We start from the raw sequence: 20,533 nt of genomic DNA on the forward strand, positions 1-20,533 counted from the left end.
AAGAATCCATGAGAGATAACAATGCGTTGTTACACCTCATGGATTTTCATTATTTTTTCGGGATATGGCCTGTTTCCGCGTATTTGAATACCTGTAAGGATGGCAGCGGATGTCCGTTGAAATCAAACAAAGCTTGATTATCCACTGCACTTCCTCCATACCACTTACCTGCGTCTTCAGGATCGTATTCGGCTGCATAGCTGGAGGCCCATCCGGAACCATATGTTTCCCATATCGTTTTATTTTTCTCCAATTGCGTCTTCGGGCCGACCGGAATCCACGCAGGCTCCCAATAAAAAACGCCCAATCCGGCTGTTCCTGTCTTTGCCACTGCGTCCATCACATCTCTTACGGCATTTGCCTGGCCTTGCACTGAAATCGGGTATGGCAGTGTCTGACCGCTTTTAGGCGCTGTGTTTTCATGTCCGTCTCCGTCTTCAGCCGTATAGGTGTATGACGTTTCCGCCACCATGACTTTTTTGCCGTACGTATCCGCAACAGCTTTCAGCACGGAGGACAAATTGTGTAACGTACCGTGCCAGAATGGATAATATGAGCTGGCAAATACATCATAATCGACTTTGTTTTTGTTGAGGGTTTCAGCAATATATGAATATCGTCCTGACGTTTCTGGGTTGGTGAAATGCAGCGCGACCAATATGTCACGATTTGTTTCCCTGACTGCCCGGCTTCCTTCATTGAATAATTGACTCATCTTCTTCCAATCCGTTTCCCCGGCAAATGCTCCTGTTGTTTCGTTTCCGACCTGTACCATACCGATATCAATGCCTTCCTTGACCATGGCTTGCAGACTTTGTTTTGTAAATTCATAGAGCTTCGCTTTCTTAGCTTCGAAGCTTAAGTTCGCCCAAGCCTTTGGCACCTTCTGTTTTGCAGGATCTGCCCAGAAATCGGAATAATGAAAATCTGCCAGCAGCTTCATCCCGTTCGCGGTTGCTCTTTTTCCGATTTGGATGGCTTTTTGAACATCATTATTGCCTCCTCCATAACCATTGCCATAAGCGTTATACGGGTCATTCCAAATGCGGACGCGGACATAGTTGACGCCTGCTTGCTTTAAGGTTGTAAAGATGTCCTGACGTTTCCCGCTTGCATTGTGAAAGGTTACACCGCTGTTTTCTAAAGCAATAATGCTCGACACGTCAACTCCTTTGATAAAGTCATTGTTCATGCCCGCTACCTTTTTAACAAAAAGGTCATTTGCCTGAAGCTCTGACACATATTTCTCCCCCTCTGCGGCGGCATATCCCGTTGAACTTCCGATCCCGCTCCAGACGATAACAGCGGCTAACAGCATGATGATACTGCTTTTCATATTTCCACCCTCTCACGTAAGTGATTTCAAAAAACACCCCGCCCATATAGAGCGGAGGCACACCTTAATGTGAGTTCACGACAATTCTCACTTCATATTTTTCCAAGATCAGGTCTCCTGAAAGCATTTCACCAGTAACGATATCCTTCACACGCTTATCAAACGAAACCAGCTGCTGTTGTTCCGTAAAATTCATGATGAAGATATAGTCATTGTGCTGATCCTGTCTGGCCTGTACGGAGACGCCTTTACCATGCTTAACCGGAAAAACCGGAGACAAAGACAGTTCTTTTATCAAACTTTGATAAAAATCCCGGTGAAATTGATCCTCTAAACGCGCGCCGATAAAATACGCTTTTCCTTGTTCATATTGATGGCTTGTAACCGCAGGGATATGCGCATAAAAACCATCCTGATACACACCCTCTGCCGTTGCGGCTTTCAATTCGATCACCGTTGCATAATCTTTCATTTCATACGTTTGATTGCGGTAGCTGACGGCATTTCGGTCTTTCGGATACAGCGTATCTGTTTCGAGCGGCTCAATTCCAAATATCGTTTGCAAGTCTGGGTGCCAGCCGCCTGTATACGTTAAGTCATGCTCGTTGACGATTCCGCTGATATACGTCATCACCAAGGTTCCGCCGTTAGCCGTAAACTTCTTTAATCGCGTGATGGTTTCTTCACTGATTACATACAGCATGGGGACGATCAGCAGCTTATACGCTGAAAAATCTTGTTCTTTTGTAATGACGTCGACCGGGATATCCTGTTCCCAGAATGTGCGGTAATGCTGCTGCAGTGTTTGCGGATAACGCTTTGTCGCTCTTGCAAATCCCTGAGCGTCCTCAAGCGCCCAATTATTTTCCCAATCATACAAAATAGCAGCTTCAGACGGTCTCTTCGTTCCAACGACTTCAGACAGCTGTTCCAATGTCTCCCCGACTTTTGCCACTTCTTGAAAGACGCGGTTCTTTGTGCTGTTGTCATGATCCACAATCGCCCCATGCAGTTTTTCCGATGATCCTCGTGATTTTCGAAATTGGAAATAGAGGACGCTGTCTGATCCGTGGGCAATCATTTGCATAGATGAAAGCAGGTTCATGCCCGGACGTTTCGCTTTGTTTACGTTATGCCAATTGACAGCGCTAGGCGTACACTCCATTAATAAAAAGGGCTGCTGCTTGAGGCTTCTGTACAGATCATTGATAAAGCCGACCTTCATCGCCAAATCTGCTGTGCTTTCCCAATCATTGTGCCACACAGGATAAGCGTCCCAGCTGATGACATCCACATGCTTTGCAAATTTGCTGTAGTCGAGACCCTGATAAGGAATTAAATCTGGTGTATCACCCATAAAATTCGTTGTTATCGGAATGTCCGGCGTCAGCTCTTTCAGCGGTACGATTTCATTTTCATAAAAGGAAATGGTTTGATCCGTGACAAACCGGCGCCAGTCTAAGTTCAGGCCGTGCAAGCCATTTTCTCCAATCGGGGAAGGGCTTTCAATTTGTGACCAGTCATTGAATGTATGACTCCAAAACGGCGTCCACCACGCGTTATTCAATATCTTGAGACTATTGTCATATTTCGTTTTCAGCCACTCTCTGAAAGCTTGCTGACATTGGTCACAGTGGCATTCTCCTCCATATTCATTGGAAATATGCCACATCAAAAGCGCCGGATGACCGCGGTACCTTTCTGCTAATAAACGGTTGATGTGCCGCGTTTTTTCACGATAGACCTTGGACGTCAGGCAGTGGTTATGCCGTCCGCCGTGCAGCTGTTTCACTCTTGAGGCATTGACTCTCAGCACTTCAGGGTAGGTTTGCGACAGCCAGGCAGGACGCGCTCCGCTCGGCGTTGCTAAAATGACACGGCCGCCGATACTGTGGATACGGTCAAAAATATCATCAAGCCATTCAAATTGATATACACCTTCCTCCGGCTCAAGTGCACTCCATGCAAAAATGCCGACAGAAAACGTATTGGTATGTGAAAGCTTCATCAGCTTTATATCGTCGGCTAAAATATCCGGCCGATCCAGCCATTGATCAGGGTTGTAGTCTCCTCCGTGGAGCATAAACTTCGCTTTTGTAACGTGCTTTTTTTCAAGCTTTGACATGATTTTCTCCCCCATATTCTCTTATCCTTTCGTTCCGCCTGCGGTTAATCCGGACACAAAATTCTTTTGCAGCATGATAAAGATGACGGCAACCGGTATGCTGATGAGCAAGGCACCCGCCGCAAATGTCGTATAGCTTGCTCCCATGACATCATTGACTAAATTGAATAAGCCTACGGGCAATGTATATGATTCAGGTGTTCTCAATATCGTTGATGACAAAACAAAATCTCCGAGCGGGCCGGTAAATCCATTCATCGCAACCACTGCCGCCATCGGTTTTGATAAAGGCAGGATGATCTGCAAAAAGATCCTCGTGCTGCTTGCCCCGTCAATCTTTGCGCTTTCGTCCAAATCGATCGGGATGGAATCCATATATCCTTTCATCAAGTACGTATTCATCGGGATCAGGCCGCCGATATAAAGCAGGATCAGCAGCCAATGGCTGTTGATCATCCCTAACATTTGAGCCAGCACAAACAAGGCGATCAATGCAGAAAACTGAGGAATCATTTGCAGCAATAAAAAGAGCGTTAATGCGTATTTCCTCCCTTTAAACCGAAAGCGGGAAAACGCATAGGCCGTAAACGTCACACAGATCAGTGAGCCAGCCATCGTAAACAGGCTGATTTTTATCGAGTTGATATACCACTGCACATATTGAAGGTTTTCTTTGCCCGCAAATAATTCTTTGTAGTGGTCGAACGTCGGATTCTTCGGAATGAGGGATGTACTGATTAAACTGTTGCCGGGATTAAAGCTGGCGCCTGCCGTCCAAAGGAGAGGATACACAATGATGGCCGCCATGCAGGCTAAAAACAAGTAAGAGAAAAGGAGCCGCATAAATTTTCTGACCTTCATATCTGCCAGCATGTCTCAGCCCTCCTCTTTATAAGACTTCGTCTGTCTGAATTGCCACAATGCAATGGCAATCACAAACACAGACAATAAAATGGTTAAAGCAGCCGCAAGGGAATATTGGCTGGACTGCATCGTCAATTTATAAATCCACGATACGAGAATATCTGTTCCGCCGGCTGTTGATCCGGAAACAGCCGGACCGCCTCCATTGAAAAGATAAATAATATTGAAGTTATTAAAATTAAATGTGAACTGCGTAATGATAATCGGAGCCATCGCAATGAACACCATCGGGAGCGTGATGTATCTCAGCTTTGAGAAGATGGAAGCACCATCGATTGTCGCCGCTTCATAAAGATCTTCAGGAATCGATTGCAAAACACCCGTTGAAACAAGGAAGATATACGGAAAACCAAGCCAGCCTTGCATGAGGATCAGCGCTAGCCTCGACCAATTCGCATCTGTCATCCACGGAAGCGGATCAATGCCAAAGAAAGCCAAGATGTCATGATTCATTGCGCCGAAACTATCGTTAAACAAACCGGCAAAAATTAAAATCGTGACAAATCCGGGAACAGCCCATGGCAAAATCAAAATAGTCCGGAAAAACCGTTTAAACCGGATGTCTTTCTGATTCACAATGATCGCCAGCCATATCCCCAGACTGACTTGCAGAGTGGAAGCACAAAGCGTCCACACCACCGTCCAAGCCAGCACATCAAAAAAGGTCGAGCGCCAAATATCGACAGTAAAAATATCAGTGAAGGTTTGAAAACCAACCCAATCTACTAATTTAGCAGGAGGAGAATGATATAAATCATAGTTTGTAAAAGCTAAGGCAAAGCTGAATAAGATGGGAAAGATCACCGCGAAAATTAAAATAAACAGAGATGGTCCGCTGACGACATATGGATAGCCCTGAGCGATGATATTTTGATATTGTTCCTTGAGAGAGCTCAAGGGCCTCTTTTCATCACGGCGTTTTCCGCTTTGATAAGCGTCACGCAAATTCACATAATATACCGCAAGTCCAAAGCATGTCACAATGACAGCGATAATGCCTTCCGCCAGCAGAAACACCGAGTTATCCCGCGGCACCTCTGTTCCCAGCGTAAAGATTCCCCAAAGCCCCATATTCAGCAAATCTCCAAATACCGCAAAAAACGATGCGCCCAAGAGGAGAAACAGGAGGCCTTTGATCCATTGTTTGTTGTAGAATTGACCAAGGCCCGGAATGATTGACAATAACAAAGCGACTTTACGATGCTGCACCGTTTTCACCTCTCTTACAATACAAATCTACTTTTCTCTTTATGTTCCGCTATGCTTTGCCTTCATCTGCCCTTTGGCCGTTTCAGCAGCCTGATCTAAGGCTTTTTTTGGGTTCGCTTTTCCTGTTGCAATCGTTTGTAATGCTGAATCCGCCGGGGTCCATATTTCGTTCATTTCCGGTATATTCGGCGTCTGCTCTGAGTAGCGGGATTGCTCGGTGACCGCCCGTGCCGTTTCGCTTTTCATAATAGCCGTGTCACTTGCTAATGATTGAACGGCCGGAACTTCTTTCGTTTGTTCATATCGTTTTTTGGAATTCTTTTCATTTGCCAGAAAAACAGCTAACTCTTGCGCCAGCTCTGCATGTTTTGAAAATGCGCTGACATTGTAGCTTTTAACGCCGATAAAGGAGCTCATGTTTTTGCCGTTTTCCAGCTTCGGAAGCTTCGTGATGCCATAATCAATTCCCGCTTTCGAAAAGGCTTCTACATTCCACGGGCCTGAGATAATCGCAGCAGCCTTTCCTTCTGTAAACAGTGATTCGAGTACATTGATTCCCTGCTCTCCGACAATGCCAGCCGGGAATAAGCCGTCTTGATAAAACTTCTGAATCAGCTCAGCGCCTTTGACAGCGCCTTCATTATTGATTCCAAGATCAGACGGATCATCGTTTCCATCCTTATCCTTTCCAAAGATATATCCGCCGTACCCGCCCATGACACTTTGCGCGTAATAGATTTGATCAAATAAGGCTAAAAATCCAAACTTGCTGCCATCAGCCGTTTTTTTAGAGTAGTCGTACCACTCTTCCAGCGTTTGCGGCAATTCGTCCTCTGAGATGAGATCTTTGTTATAAAAAAGCACTGTTGTTTCGACGGCTTTAGGCAGGCCATAAAGCTTCTGATCCACCATTTGAGACTGAATGGATGCGTCTGTGTAGAGCGATTGAACATCCTTTTCAACTTTTAATTCTTTGATTAATCCCTCTGTGACAGCCGTTCCGATCTGGTCACCGGGCATGGTCAACACGTCAGGCCCTGTGCCGGCCGGGCCGTCCATACGCAAATCTTCAATCTGCTGGGCATAAGGTTTTTCAACAACTTTGACCTTCACATCATGCTCTTTTTCAAATTCGGCAACAGCGTCTTTAATGCCGATGCTTTTTTCTTTATCCTCCCACACGACAAGCTCTGAGCCCTTTGAGCTTGTTTTTTCGCTGCTGCTTTCCTGCGGTCCGCAGGCGGCTAAAGATAAACTGACAGCCGCGCAGAGCATGACACCGGCGTACTTTTTTACCATTTTCATCAATTGTCACCCTTCCGTATTAGATGAAAGCGCTTTAAAAATAATATAGCATGACTGAGAAAATGTGTAAACAAACTATTTACTCTCATAAGTAAATTTTTTTACCAAACAAAAAATGACTTAGAATACTAAGCCATTTTGAAATACGATTTAATTCATGCTCTTTCTGACGATTAATTCAGCTCCCATATATAACGTTTTAACCGTTTTCCGCTTTTCCAGCACTTGCTCAAGCAATAATTCCACAGCGTTTTTACATAGTTCCTTGATATCAATATGAAAGGTCGTCAGCGGCGGAGAGACGTACTTGGCAAAGCTGATGTTATTGATGCTCACGACGCTCACTCTGTTCGGTATCGCGATTCCTTTTTCATTCAGGGCTTGCAGACAGCCGACCGCAATCGGGTCTGCCGCGATAAAAAAGGCGGTCGGAAGCTGATCACCCAATGCTTCAATCGCTTTAGTCATCAGGCGGTAGCCATTTTCGACGGAGAAGCCGCGGTGGCATAAAATATAGCGATCGTCCAGCATCCCTTTTTCCTGCATATAGGATCGGAACGTTTTTTCACGAATATCCATTTCATCTTGATTCGTGTTCGGATTTTTGTACGTGCCGCCAATAAATCCGATATTCTTATGCCCTTTTTCAACTAGGATGTTTACCGTTCTCTTCGTCATTTGCGCTAAGTCCGGCCTTACTGAATCAAAATGGTCGGGATCAGGTGAAGAGTCAATAAAAACACCGTTCTCCGTCAGATTTCTGAGAAACGCTAATTCTTTATCAGAAAAGGTGCCCACGGCAATAAAACCTTCTGTATGAGCTGGAATGCATTCAATACCGTCCGTTATTTTATAGGTCGTCATGTCGACATTGAAGGTTTTCGCCAATTTCTCTACTTCTAATCTCATTGTTTTGAAATAGACATCTTCCAGCTCCTCTTGATCTGTCAGCCAATATAAAAAAGCAATGTGTTTCACCAGCGGCCTTACAGTTTTCTTGCGATAATTAAGTTTCTCCGCGGCTTCATATATCTTTTCACGCGTCTCGTCCGGTACAGAAAGGCTCTCATCGTTATTTAAAACACGGGAAACGGTTGAAATCGAAAATCCCGCGGCTTGTGCGATATCTTTTATTGTCGCCATTATATCTGCCTCCATTTTCAAACATGCCAGTGGTCGTTTTAGTAAAATATTTTACTTTCTTTTTCGTAAATGTCAAGCTGTGTCAGCCGCACAATGAAAATAAGACTGAACCATTACAGCTCAGTCTTGGTTGTTTGTACGCACCAGCAAAATTGCCCGGGAAATGAGTCGGTTATTGCACGTTTTCCTCAAAATATCCCGAAAGGACATCTTCCACATTCGTCAAGTGTGCCAGCATCGCTTCTTCCGCCTTTGCTCCGTCCTGGGCAGCCACGGCATTATAAATCCGTTCATGCTCCTCATAAAGCCGCTGTACCGAGGTCTTCTTGGAAAACAGCCAGATTTTCCGCGTTTCTCTCATCGTTTCCAGCAGCAATGATGATACGTGATTCATCAGATGTTTGAGCAGATCGTTTTGTGAAGCGTCAGCGAGTGCCAAATGAAAGGCGAAGTCTGCTTTTTCACCTAGCTCCCCGTCTGCTTCAATCTTTCCCATTTCCTTTAACGCCTGATGAATGCTTTGGAGATTCTCTTCTGTCCGTTTTTCGGCAGCTAATGAAGCCACGCCGATTTCAAGCAGCTTTCTGACCTCGAGCAGCTGTTTGACATCTTCTTTTTTCATTAAAAGTGCGGCTGACAGAGGCTGAGAAATTTGATCGGGTTCAAACTCCTTCAGGTAGGTGCCTTCTCCCTGTTTCATTTCGACAAGCCCCATCGCTTTTAATGCGGAAAGCGCTTCGCGCACCGCTGAACGGCTGACTTGAAAGCTTTCAGAAAGCGCCTGAACGGAGTCAAGCTTATCCCCCGGCTTCAGTTGGCCGGTTTTGATCATATCTAATAATGCATCCGCTACTTCTTCATATATCTTTTTTGTTTTAATCTGTTTATATTTCAATGCAATTCACCCCGCAACTTGTAGGTCTGGCTGTTTACGATCTATTATACTCCCTTTTGGGCGCCGCCAAAAGATTTAGACAATTTCGTCAAAAAGTCTTGTACTTTGATTTTTTTCAAAATATAATGCTAGGTAACTGGTCTTATTATCTAGTCATCAGATGATCATATCATCTTTAGAAACCGCTTACACATAGCCAGTTATGTTTGAAGGAGGGGTTTGGGATGCAATGGACACAGGCATATACGCCTATAGGGGGAAATTTGCTTTTATCTGCGCTTGCCGCACTTGTACCGATTATTTTCTTTTTCTGGGCACTCGCAATTAAACGAATGAAGGGGTATACGGCGGGATTGGCCACCTTGGGAATCGCGCTGCTGATTGCTGTATTGATTTACGGGATGCCGGCGGAAAAAGCGCTGATGTCCGCTACACAAGGAGCCGTATACGGCATACTGCCAATTGGCTGGATCATTGTGACGTCTGTTTTTTTGTATAAAATCACTGTAAAAACGGGACAGTTTGATATTATTCGCAGCTCTGTTCTCTCCATTACCGATGACCGCCGGCTTCAGGCGCTGCTGATCGCTTTCTCATTCGGGGCTTTTTTAGAAGGAGCGGCGGGCTTCGGGGCGCCGGTCGCGATTTCGGCCGCACTGCTTGTCGGCCTCGGTTTTAACCCTCTTTATGCGGCGGGGATCTGTTTGATTGCCAATACGGCGCCAGTAGCCTTCGGGGCGATTGGGATTCCGATTACAGCTGTAGAAGGACCGACAGGGATTCCGGCGATGGAGATTTCTCAAATGGTCGGGCGGCAGCTGCCGTTTTTATCTGTATTTATTCCTCTTTATTTAATTATCATTATGAGCGGATTCAGGAAAGCCTTTGAGGTATGGCCGGCGATTCTTGTTTCCGGTGTTTCCTTTGCCGCTGTTCAATATCTCAGCTCCAACTTTTTGGGGCCGGAGCTGCCGGATGTTTTGTCGGCGCTAGTGTCGATGGCTGCGCTAGCTGTGTTTTTGAAATGGTGGAAGCCGAAGAAGACATTCCGGTTTGCGGGGGAGCAGGAATCGGCCGCCGCAATTGAAACGGCAAAACTGCACCCTAATGCACCGGCTTACACCGGCGGGCAGATTTTTAAGGCCTGGTCGCCGTTTCTGCTTCTGACGGTGATGATTTCTGTTTGGGGCATTCCTTCGGTCAAATCCGCGCTGACAGGGCATTACGAAGGCACAGCCATTGTCTTAAAATGGCTGAATGTGATTGGAGAAAAGCTGACTTTTGCTCCTGGGGTGCCTTTTTTGAACAATCAGATCGTCAATGCTGACGGCACTCCGATTGAAGCGGTTTATAAGCTTGAGGTGCTCGGCTCGGCAGGCACCGCGATTTTAATTGCCGCAGTGCTGTCAAAATTCATCACGTCCATTGCGTGGAAAGAATGGGGAGCTGTTTTTAGCGAAACACTGCAGGAATTGAAGTTTCCGATTTTGACGATCGCCTCGGTCGTTGGTTTTGCATATGTCACCAACTCCTCGGGAATGAGCACGACGCTCGGCATGACGCTGGCGCTGACAGGCTCGATGTTTACCTTCTTTTCGCCGGTTCTCGGCTGGCTCGGCGTCTTTATTACCGGCTCGGATACGTCGGCTAACCTGCTGTTTGGAAACCTGCAGAAAGTAACGGCCTTATCGGTCGGAATGGACCCTGTCCTATCGGTCGCGGCCAATTCATCAGGCGGCGTCACCGGCAAAATGATTTCCCCGCAGTCAATCGCGGTCGCGTGTGCGGCAGTCGGACTCGCCGGGAAGGAGTCGGATCTTTTCCGCTTTACGATCAAGCACAGCTTGTTTTTGCTGCTGCTCGTCTGTATCATCACCTTTTTGCAGCACCAGTTTTTCAGCTGGATGATTCCGTAAAAAAATCCTCCCTTACAGGGAGGATTTTATTTGTACCGTTTTCTGGCTGCCGATGACGGAATGTTCAATTGATCGCGGTATTTCGCCACTGTACGTCTGGAGATTTGAATGCGGTGCTGTTCATATAACAGGTCAGCAAGCTTTTGATCTGAGAGGGGTTTTGTTTTATCCTCTTGCTGAATCAATGCTTGAAGATGCGTTTTGACCGCATAGTTGGATGTATCGCCATCCCCAGAGGCCTCTGCTTTTCCTGAGAAGAACATCTTCATCTCAAACAATCCGTAAGGCGTTTGTATCGTTTTCCCTTTAATGGCCCGGCTGATGGTTGATTCATGCAGGCCCAGACAATCCGCCACCTCTCTCAGTGTCAGCGGCTTCATAGCGCTCCGCCCTTTCAGGAAAAAATCTTTTTGACGTGCGGTCAGCTCATTTACAATTCTGGTGATCGTCTGCTTCCGCTGCCTCAGCGCGCGGCTCAGCCAGCGCCACTCCTGATATTTCGTAGATAAATAGGAAACCGTATCCTGACAGGCGCCCGACGATAGAAGCGGCCTGTACTGCGGATGCAGCTCAATCTCCGGGAACGAGCGGCTGTTGAGTTCCGCTGTGATCTGGCCGTTTTTAACGATGATGAAAATGTCAGGTTCAATATACATATCCTGCTCCGGACTGGCAAACAGAAGGCCGGGTCTTGGGTGAAGCGCAGCAATTTTATCAGAAATGTCCTGAATCGCGTGAAGCGGGATTCCGGTTTCTTTTGAAAGCGCTTTCCAGTTTTTTTGCGCAAATACATCAAAGTGTTCTGAAACAAGCAGTTCTGCCTGTTCATTTCTGTTCGGGAGACGCTGTAATTGCAGCAGAATACACTCTTGAAGAGATCTTGCGCCGATTCCCGCTGGTTCAAGCGACTGTAGTTTTCTCAGAACCGCTTCCGCTTCCTCTGCCGAAACAGACAGGCGCCGGGCTGCCTCCTCCACATCTTCCTCCAGATATCCGTTTGAATCAAGCGAATGTATCAGATAATTAAAAATCTTTTTTTCAGTGTTTGACAGATTCATATCCAGCGACTGCTGTTTGAGGACATCCTGCAGTGTTTTTTGCGGATTGCTTAATTGAAGGCCCGCCTCCTGCCTGCTGATCCTGTTTTTGTTTGTTTTATGATAAGATAGTGGCGGTGTGTCTGTTTCCTTTCGTTCAATAAGAGGGTTTTCCAGTGAGAGCTCATCAATGTATTCGGCCAGTTCCGCCGAATGATAGCCAAGCAGCGTGATGGCCTGCCTGAGCTCCTGTGTCAGTTGAGGCTTTAGTACTTGTACTTGCTGAAGTTTCATATCCATCTTGCTCACTCCCCTTTCTTCATTGTACATGATTGGGATGACACCGTATACATTTATGAAAAAGGAGCTGCCAAAGAAATGTCTGAACTTTTTTCTGTACCGTATTTTATTGAAAACTTAAAGCAGCATATTGAAATGAACCCGTCTGAGGATAAGATCCACGCAATGAACAGCTACTATCGTTCTGTCGTTTCCACACTTGTGCAGGATCAGCTGACAAAAAACGCCGTTGTCCTGAAGCGGATTCAGCATTTAGATGAGGCTTACAACAAAGTAAAACGCGGAGAATCAAAATAAACCTTCCGCTCACATGTGAGCAGGAAGGTTTTCCTTCTTTGAGGCGTCCCGAATGATTTGAGTGTTTGGCACTCCCTCCATCCAAGTATGATAGTAATTGGCGTTTTTACCGTAGGAATTATCAATGACCGTGTTTTCTTTTTGAAGAAGAGAGGACAAAATATGGCCGTGCAGTCTTGACGTTTCCACCGATTGGTAACGGCTGAAAAAGCGAATGGCTTTGGTGACGATGTAATCCGAGTATTTTCTCCATATAAATGCGATGGGCAGAGGATTGCCCGCTTTTTTGTTCAGGACGTTCAGCGTTTGGAGAAAAGCGATTGTCCGGCGGTCTGAAGCTGACAGCACTGTACGCCAGTCATAGCTTTCCGCTTGCGCATGTCTTTGAAGCTCATCATTTGCTTCATGATCTGTTCTGATAAATCTCAGCTTTTGGCCGGTCGGCTGCTGTGTCGGAATGATGGGAAACAGCTGGTGGGCCATATCAGGCAATAGCTTGATATGATTGTTTTGAAAGTACGCCTGTGCCGTTGCATAGGAGGCTTTTTCCCTTGTGATGATATGCAGATTTGAATGGGCAGAGAAAATGTCAGCCGTCCGTTTTAAGTTGTCTTCATGTTGAAAATAGATGGATTGCGGCAGAATGACGATTTTGTGGTTTGGATAGGTTTGAACGATTTTCTCTCTAAATCCTTGATAGTACGGATATAAATCCCCGAAGTTGCCGCCTCCCTGACAGACGATGATCAGATTCGGATCAAGCTTACGCCCGATTGGGAAATTGTCTGGATTCCAGCGGTTTCTGACCCGAATGTCATTTTCGTCAAAAAAGGCTTCCGTTCCTTTCATAATAAATAGATCCCCTACATTTCCGTATAGAGGATAGTCGGCGTAAATGATTTCGGATTGCTTCGGAATCATTTCGAGCAGCCCGGCCAGTTTTTTCTTCAGGCTGATCATTGAATGCTTGCTGTCCATCTCTTCACCTCTGTTGTTTGGAATAAGTGTAACAACGCATCGATTACTCGGTCTTGATCTTCTTCGGTCATATTTGTTCCGGATGGGAGGCAGATCCCTCGCCTGAATAAGTTCTCGCACACACTTTCAGAATCTGTATGGGAATAAAATGCAGATGATGTAAACAGAGGCTGGGTATGCAGCGGCTTCCAAAGCGGTCTCGCTTCGATCTGTTCTTCAGCTAGATGCTGAACCACGTCATAAGGAATCAGTCCGTTATCGAGCGTAAGAGCAGTAAGCCAGCGGTTGGACACGCCTTCTGAGTATTCCGGCATAAAGCAGACGCCATCTATGCTGCCAAGCGCTTTTTCGTACCTCGTAAAAATCTCCCGTCTTTTCTCCACCCGCTCATCCAGCACCTCAAGCTGGGCAATGCCGACTCCGGCAAGGATATTGCTCAATCTGTAGTTGTGCCCGATTTCACTGTGCTGATAATGAACTGCAGGATCGCGGGCCTGTGAAGCGAGAAATCTTGCTTTTTCAATGGCGGCTTCATCGTCTGACACAAGCATCCCGCCTCCTGAAGTGGTAATGATTTTGTTTCCATTAAATGAATAAACGCCGAAACGGCCGAATGTCCCGCTCTGCTTCCCTTTATAGACCGAACCGAGGGATTCAGCCGCATCCTCAATGACCGGCACTCCGTATAAGCCGCACAGGCTTACAATCTCATCCATTTTCGCGCTTTGTCCGTACAGGTTGACGGCAATGACCGCTTTGGGCGGATTTCCCTTTCGTTTTGCTTCCTCAAGCGCTCTTTCAAGTGCTTTCGGAGACATATTCCAGGTATCCGGCTCAGAATCTATAAAAACAGGCATCGCTTTTTCATATAAAATCGGGTTTGCCGTTGCCACAAATGTAAAGGACGGACAAAACACGGTGTCTCCCGCTTTTACATCCAGCAAACGTAGCGCCAAATGAATCGCGGCGGTGCCTGAGCTGACCGCAGCCGCCCCTTTGGCGCCGACTCGTTCAGCCAATTTTTCTTCAAATGTATTCACAAGCGGCCCAAGCGGCGCAATCCAGTTTGAGCGAAAGGCTTCTGAAATATAGTGCTGCTCCCTGCCGCTCATATGAGGGGCGGATAAGTAGATTTTTTTATGCATGTAACCATCCTTTGCTTTAGGTTTGAATAGAGGAAATCACGCGCGCCGGGGTGCCGGCTGCCGTTACCCCGGCAGGGATAGAGCGGATCACCGCGGAGCCTGCGCCGACAATGCTCCAAGAGCCAATAGTAACCTGCGGAATGACGGAGGCCCCGGTGCCCACATGAGCCCCTTCTTGAACCGCAATACCACCAGAAAGCGTGGCGCGCGGAGAAAGATGTACAAAATCGCCGATCTGATTGTCGTGCTCTGCAATCGCGCCCGTATTGATGATACAATGGGCGCCGATCTGAACATCCGCCTGAATAATCGCACCGGCCATAATAACCGTTCCTTCCCCGATGACAGCCGATTTGCTGATGATGGCTGACGGGTGGATTAATGTGATGAGATCTTCTTTGTATAACCCCAGCCGCTCCGCCAGCTGTTTTCTGACGCTGTTGTTTCCAATTGCAATCACAAACATGACATCAGGGATCAGCCTGCGCAATTCAGGAATTGCTGCCGGGGGGCCTGTGTACAGCTCTTTCCCGGCAGCAAATGTGCTGAATTTATCGTCCAGCACCGCAGCTAAGCGCGTGTCTGAACGGGCGCTTATGAGTTCTCTGATCACCTTTCCGTGACCGCCGTCTCCCACAATGGCCACGTTTCTCATGAGGACACATCTCCGCTTCCTGTAAAGCGTTCTGCGGTTACATGATTGGTTTGCTGAATACCTTCTGACACAAGAACTTTGCGTACCGTCAGACATAAAATTTTCAAATCGAGCAAGAATGAACGGTTGTCAACGTACCAAACATCCAGTTCAAATTTCTTTTCCCAGGAAATCGTGTTTCTGCCGTTGACCTGCGCCCAGCCTGTAATCCCGGGTTTTACCTCATGGCGCCGTGCCTGCTGTTTCGTATAAAGCGGCAGATAGTCCATCAGCAGCGGCCGGGGACCGACGAGGCTGAGGTCCCCCTTCAAAACATTCAGAAGCTGCGGCAGCTCATCAATGCTCAGCTTTCTGATCAGCCTGCCTGTTTTCGTAAGCCTGACTGCATCCGGCAGCAGGTTTCCCTCACTGTCCCGTTCATCCGTCATCGTTCTGAATTTATAAAGGGTGAACGGCTTCCCATGCAGGCCGGGCCGTACTTGTTTAAAAAAGACAGGCGATCCTATTTTCAGCCTGACTACGGCGATAGTGAATAGAATAATGACACCCGTGCAGCACAATAAAAAAATAGCGGCCGTCAGATCAAAAAGACGTTTCAGGATCAAATATTTACAGCTCCTTTCGTTTTTCTAAACCGTCTCAGCACCAGCTGTCGTTCCTCTTTCGTACAAACAAACATAAAAGCGAAAACCGCGTAGCAGCAGCTGACGGCAGCACCTGTGGCAATCAGTGATGTCCAGCTTTCAATGGTGATACATAACTGGATGGCCTCACAAACCGCCCAAGCAAATAATGCGGCAAAGACCGGACCGAACATGCCTGTAAAGAACACATGCTTTTTGTAGCCGGTAATGCGTGATACATAAAGCGGCGTAAAGATAACATTTTTCAGCACAAGCGAAATCGCCCCGGCCAGCGTAATGCCGTAAAGCCCCAGATGCGCCGGCCCGCTTAATGTGACCGCCAGCACAACATTCACTGCGCCTAACAGCAGGGTGACGAGCGCCGGTGTTTTTTGTTGATTAAAGGCGGTCCATATATAAAACAGCGGCATAAAGGCAAGACTGACCGCCAAATATCCGGCGTGAATATATAAAAGCGGCGCTACAGAGGAAAAGGACGGTCCAAGCCAGATCGTCAGAAAAGGCCCGGCCAAACCTCCCAATAATGCAGCCGGAAGCGCAAGCAAAAGCCCGTTCAGTCTCACTGCCTGATTGGCGTACTTGACCAAGCCGTCCATATCGCCTTTTGAATAATAAGAAGTAATGACAGGCGCAAATAGAGATGCGACTGTTCCTGCCAAACTGCGCAGCAGCAGCGGAAACTGGATAATCGCCGCGTATTTTCCCGCTTCAGATGCACCCAGCACCAAGTTGGCGGTTAATAGGTCGATCTGCAAAAAAAGCAGCACGCCGATCTGATTGACTGAGTTCCAGGTTCCTGCCTGAAACAGTTCCTTGCTTATGCGGAATGACAAGTCTTTCAGCCTAAATGAAAACCATGGAATCAGTTTTCTGAAAAAGCAGAAAGACAGAATAGAAGCTATGACGGCACCGGCTAAAGCGGCAAGCTGAATCTGCCAGATTTTTGGCGTAAAGCAGGCAAACAGCGTCAGCACACACAATACACGGATGAGCATTTGCACCGCCTGAATCGAACTGGTGATATACAGCCGGTTGGCATAAAACGGCGCCGCCCCAAACCCCGCCATCAAAAATGTTAAAAGAAACAGCAGACTCCCAATCAAAATCGACAGCCGAACATCAGCCAATAGATCCTGAGGGACGTTCATAACGCGGTCAATAAAAAAAGCCGCACTCACAAGAGGCAGCAGGAGCAGCAATGAAATCAAAACAGATGCAGCCAAATAATTGCTGATATACGCATTTGCTTTTTCCTGCTCTCCCCTGTGGGCTGCGACAGAAAAAAAACGCACAACCACGGAGCTGAGCGCCACCGTGATAATGGAAAAATAATTAATCACATTTTGCGTTAAATTCACAAAGCCAAAAGCCTCGACACCGAGCGTTTTGACAATAAAAGGCGTCATCCAGACAGACAGGAATACGGACAGAAGAAAAGCTGTGAGATTGGCGCTGAAGTTAATGGTGAATTTCATGCCTGCTTCGCACTGCCTTTCATGGTTCCGCGTGTCTCAAAAAACAGCTTGATGAGAAAGATCAGCCGCCATTTGCACAGTCCTAAGACCAATCGCTCGCCTCTGCCTAATTTCTCATGCTGGAACGGTGTGTGTCTGACAGCCTGCCGCACCATGTCATAGGATAAAATCTGTCTGATCTGTTTTTTGATGTCTTTCGGCGGCTGCGATGAGGCACAGGCGTTTGCCAGAAGCATCGGAAGCTGGTGCTTGCAAATGTACACATCTAAATCCTCTTTGCACACATCCGCTAAGCCGCACTGATTGTAGAATGCGAGTTTGGCTTGATATTGTTTCTGGATATTTTCATCCATCGCAGGCTTATAAGGAATTTCCGTCAGGCTGTTCGGATTTTCACGGTATATGTACAATCCTTCATCCAGCATTTTTACCCGATCGGCTTCATAAAAAGCAGATAAATTAAAGGGTGAATCTTCAGCAAAACGGATGTCTTCATCAAACCACAGGTTCGCCCTCTCCAAAAGCTCACGGCGATACACATATCGCCATACATACCAGATAAATCTCGTTTCGTGGGCACGTTGGAGCTGCTCAGCTATATCCGCTTTTGTCAGCATACGGCCTGTTTCGAGCTGCGGCGGTACGTATACCTGCCTGTCTTCGGACTGTTTATAAAATCCGCAGCCAGCGATATCGAGCCGGTGCTGCTCCGCTTCTTCTGCAAGCCTTTGAAACATGGCGGGAGCAACATAATCGTCTCCGTCTACAAACCCGATATACGTGCCGCGCGCCGCTTTGATTCCCGCGTTTCGAGCCGAACTCAAGCCGCCATTTTTTTTATGAATGACTTGAACTCTTGCATCCCGTTTCGCGTATGCCGCTGCCATCTCACCAGATCGATCGGGTGTTCCATCATTAACAAGGATGATTTCTATATCGGACAGCGTTTGGGCAAGCAGTGAATTGATGCATTCTTCAATGAATGGTTCAACGTTATACATCGGGACAATAATGCTGACGAGCGGTGTCATTGTGCTTCACCGCTGATTTTATCCCGCAGCCCTTTAAAATACATCTCCCGCGGAAAGCCGGCACGGTTTGTTTCTTTTGTCAGCAGCTCTTTCACTGCGGCTGTCACAATTTCCGGCTCCGGCTGTTCAATCAGCTTCATGGTTGGAATATCTTTCAGCCATTGGTAGCCTTCCATTACTTTGTGATCAAAAGACCGGATCACTACACACGGCGTTCCTGTCAGCGCACAAAAAATCATGCCGTGCAGCCTGTCTGTGACAACGGCTTCAGCACTTTGCAGCTTAGACCAAAGCGCTTCCAGCTCCTGTTCCCGTGTGCCGCGGCTGACCCGGCGCCCGATCGTTGTCGTAAAAGCTTTGATCTCGCCAAATTCATTAAAAAGAGCGGTCTTCACGCGGTTTCTCTGATCCTCCTGAAGCACGCTTTCCTGATCCTCGCGCAAACACATATACACCCCTTCGCGTTCCGCAGGGGTGCTGCTTCTATCTAAATACAGCACCATATCGGGCTGCTTCAGAATCTTTTTTTCTTTAAAATGCCGCTTCATAAATTGATACGTAGTTTCATCACGCGCCATCAGCAATAAACCGGGGTGCGCGTTATAAATTTTCTGCGCCCGTTTCAGCTCTTTTCGTCCCTTTTTCGTATCAGAAAAATGAACGGTTGCCGGTAGCTGGACGATTTGATAATCATGAAACGTTTTAATGATAAAGCGGCGCGTCCACTCTTCATACCGGTATAAATCCCCCATGTTTCCGCCGCCGATGATAAAGACCATATCTTCCGGGTGGCGGGAGCGAATCAGCGCTTTTGCTGATTTGTATATGTCCTTCATATCGACCTCAATGATTTCAAAATCGGAGTATTCCTGCTCAAGAAACACTTTGCTGGCATAAGCAATAGCATGATCCCCCAAATTGTCATGGGAAGGCAGCAGGGTCAGTATGATTTTCTTCTTATGTGCGGCAGCTTTTACCGGCTGATCGGCCGCACCCAGCCAAAATTGGGACGGGTACTTGACCTTTAGCAGCAGCCATTCTGCAAGATTGATTTTCAATGAATGTAACGACATGTCTTCACCCTCTGATTTTCATTTTGTACTCGATCACTCGCTGATACGCGGCGGACGCCATGGCAACGAGCGGAATCATTCTGTATTTCGCCATCAGCAGCAGGCATGACCGTTTTGCGTCAAAAGGCGCTGTCCCCGTTTTCGACAGACTGCCTTGAAACACCGGATCAGCGCAAATCACGCCGACCGTTTTGAGCCTTTCCAAAAGACGCCGGCTGGCGCTTGTTTTCCATTCGTTCAAAAGACAAATGGTCCCATGGAGAACGATAAAGAAATCAAGCTCCTTTCGGTACTCCTCCAGCTTGTTGTTCTCCTGTAAGAACCCTGCGTTCGCCTGATACAGCGCCAGTCCTGATTCAAACAGTTTTTTCTGATAACCCTGCACGATGGAGGAAAGGTGAATGCGATAATGGTAGAGAGGCGCTTTTACATAGGAAACCGAGCGGGCGAAAAAATGTGCCCTGAAGCTGAAAAACTGATCCTCGACATGCTCCAGCTCACCTCTGAGCGGGAACGAAAGCCGGTGTGCGTCAATCATGCTTCTTCGGTACAGTTTATTCCATGAAAATCCCCTGACCTTCCCTTCGAATAACGCCTTGATATAAGACTCCTTCGGCTGATCCTGATAGGTTTCCGCAATGTCTGAGACAACGGTTTTTTCAGTATCTTCAAACTCCGCGGCATAGTTGCAAATGACCAGATCGGTTTCCTCCGATGCTGCCTGAACCATTTGCAAGCAATAATCAGGCTCGATCCAATCGTCTGAATCAATAAAAGCCACAAATTCGCCGCGGGCCGCCTCGATCCCTTTGTTCCGGACCGCACCGAGCCCTTGGTTTTCCTGGTGAATGACTCTGAATCGTTTATCCTTCTCTGCATATTCCTCAGCGATGTCCGGGCTGGCGTCTGCCGAACCGTCATTGACGATGATGATTTCAATATTGTCCAATGTCTGGTTCTTTAAAGATTCAAGGCAGTTTCTAATATAGGTTTCTGTATTATAAACAGCGACTAACAGACTAACCGCAGGTGTTTCCATAATGAC

Annotated in this window: 18 protein-coding genes; 2 read left to right on the forward strand and 16 right to left on the reverse strand. The window is 47.0% G+C overall.

Translation table 11 applies throughout. From position 1 onward, the window contains the following. Positions 1-49: 49 nt before the first annotated feature. The 7 genes from UJ203_RS10875 to lutR all read right to left on the reverse strand — a co-directional run bounded on the left by UJ203_RS10875 (position 50) and on the right by lutR (position 8,937). Positions 50-1,336 (reverse strand): arabinogalactan endo-beta-1,4-galactanase, encoded by a 1,287-nt coding sequence (locus UJ203_RS10875; protein WP_322010686.1) that lies wholly within the window; start codon positions 1,334-1,336, stop codon positions 50-52. 64 nt (positions 1,337-1,400) lie between these two features. Next, positions 1,401-3,464: a beta-galactosidase gene (locus tag UJ203_RS10880; RefSeq protein WP_322011451.1), complete on the reverse strand. Its 2,064-nt coding sequence runs from the start codon at positions 3,462-3,464 to the stop codon at positions 1,401-1,403. An 18-nt stretch (positions 3,465-3,482) separates the two neighbouring features. Beyond that, complete coding sequence (gene ganQ / locus UJ203_RS10885; RefSeq protein WP_322010688.1) at positions 3,483-4,334, reverse strand: arabinogalactan oligomer ABC transporter permease GanQ; 852 nt, start codon at positions 4,332-4,334, stop codon at positions 3,483-3,485. Positions 4,335-4,337: 3 nt separating this feature from the next. Then, positions 4,338-5,594, reverse strand: a complete 1,257-nt coding sequence (gene ganP, locus UJ203_RS10890; RefSeq protein ID WP_322010690.1) for an arabinogalactan oligomer ABC transporter permease GanP — start codon at positions 5,592-5,594, stop codon at positions 4,338-4,340. Positions 5,595-5,633: 39 nt separating this feature from the next. Continuing rightward, entirely contained in the window at positions 5,634-6,899 is a 1,266-nt protein-coding gene (locus UJ203_RS10895; RefSeq protein ID WP_322010692.1) for an extracellular solute-binding protein, read from the reverse strand. A 150-nt stretch (positions 6,900-7,049) separates the two neighbouring features. Next, on the reverse strand, positions 7,050-8,042 hold the full coding sequence (locus tag UJ203_RS10900; protein ID WP_105990949.1) for a LacI family DNA-binding transcriptional regulator: 993 nt from the start codon (positions 8,040-8,042) through the stop codon (positions 7,050-7,052). A 172-nt stretch (positions 8,043-8,214) separates the two neighbouring features. Then, positions 8,215-8,937: an L-lactate utilization/bacilysin biosynthesis transcriptional regulator LutR gene (gene lutR, locus UJ203_RS10905; RefSeq protein ID WP_322010696.1), complete on the reverse strand. Its 723-nt coding sequence runs from the start codon at positions 8,935-8,937 to the stop codon at positions 8,215-8,217. Positions 8,938-9,161: 224 nt separating this feature from the next. Here lutR and lutP point away from each other — a divergent pair, with 224 nt between their 5' ends. Next, positions 9,162-10,853, forward strand: a complete 1,692-nt coding sequence (gene lutP / locus UJ203_RS10910; RefSeq protein WP_322010698.1) for an L-lactate permease LutP — start codon at positions 9,162-9,164, stop codon at positions 10,851-10,853. Positions 10,854-10,879: 26 nt separating this feature from the next. Here lutP and rpoN read toward each other — a convergent pair whose 3' ends face one another. Continuing rightward, the gene (rpoN, locus tag UJ203_RS10915; protein WP_322010700.1) at positions 10,880-12,190 is read right to left on the reverse strand and encodes an RNA polymerase factor sigma-54; all 1,311 of its coding nucleotides are present in this window, start codon (positions 12,188-12,190) and stop codon (positions 10,880-10,882) included. 78 nt (positions 12,191-12,268) lie between these two features. On the opposite strand from rpoN, the gene yvfG reads away from it, so the two are divergent. Then, entirely contained in the window at positions 12,269-12,487 is a 219-nt protein-coding gene (yvfG, locus tag UJ203_RS10920) for a protein YvfG (RefSeq protein ID WP_105953948.1), read from the forward strand. 9 nt (positions 12,488-12,496) lie between these two features. Here the strand turns inward: yvfG and UJ203_RS10925 are convergent, their stop codons facing one another. From UJ203_RS10925 to UJ203_RS10960, 8 genes are read right to left on the reverse strand one after another with little or no spacing between them, the layout of a single operon-like run. Continuing rightward, positions 12,497-13,465, reverse strand: a complete 969-nt coding sequence (locus UJ203_RS10925; RefSeq protein WP_185848595.1) for a polysaccharide pyruvyl transferase family protein — start codon at positions 13,463-13,465, stop codon at positions 12,497-12,499. After that, positions 13,444-14,610, reverse strand: a complete 1,167-nt coding sequence (locus tag UJ203_RS10930) for a DegT/DnrJ/EryC1/StrS family aminotransferase (RefSeq protein ID WP_322010710.1) — start codon at positions 14,608-14,610, stop codon at positions 13,444-13,446. Before UJ203_RS10930 ends, UJ203_RS10925 begins: the two co-directional genes overlap by 22 nt. Before the next feature lie 16 nt (positions 14,611-14,626). Further along, on the reverse strand, positions 14,627-15,265 hold the full coding sequence (locus UJ203_RS10935) for an acetyltransferase (RefSeq protein WP_105990944.1): 639 nt from the start codon (positions 15,263-15,265) through the stop codon (positions 14,627-14,629). Continuing rightward, positions 15,262-15,870, reverse strand: coding sequence for a sugar transferase (locus UJ203_RS10940; protein WP_105953952.1), 609 nt, complete (start codon positions 15,868-15,870; stop codon positions 15,262-15,264). The genes UJ203_RS10935 and UJ203_RS10940 overlap by 4 nt, the downstream gene beginning before the upstream one ends. After that, entirely contained in the window at positions 15,867-17,384 is a 1,518-nt protein-coding gene (locus tag UJ203_RS10945) for an MATE family efflux transporter (protein ID WP_322010714.1), read from the reverse strand. The genes UJ203_RS10940 and UJ203_RS10945 overlap by 4 nt, the downstream gene beginning before the upstream one ends. Continuing rightward, positions 17,381-18,415, reverse strand: coding sequence for a glycosyltransferase (locus UJ203_RS10950; RefSeq protein ID WP_322010717.1), 1,035 nt, complete (start codon positions 18,413-18,415; stop codon positions 17,381-17,383). Before UJ203_RS10950 ends, UJ203_RS10945 begins: the two co-directional genes overlap by 4 nt. After that, complete coding sequence (locus tag UJ203_RS10955) at positions 18,412-19,488, reverse strand: polysaccharide pyruvyl transferase family protein (protein WP_322010719.1); 1,077 nt, start codon at positions 19,486-19,488, stop codon at positions 18,412-18,414. Before UJ203_RS10955 ends, UJ203_RS10950 begins: the two co-directional genes overlap by 4 nt. A 4-nt stretch (positions 19,489-19,492) precedes the next feature. Next, a complete protein-coding gene (locus tag UJ203_RS10960) occupies positions 19,493-20,527 on the reverse strand; it encodes a glycosyltransferase family 2 protein (protein ID WP_105953956.1) in 1,035 nt (344 codons plus the stop codon). Between the last annotated feature and the right edge of the window lie 6 nt (positions 20,528-20,533).

Source organism: Bacillus sp. V26 (assembly GCF_034296245.1).
In the GTDB taxonomy this organism is placed as follows: Bacteria; Bacillota; Bacilli; order Bacillales; family Bacillaceae; genus Bacillus; species Bacillus halotolerans.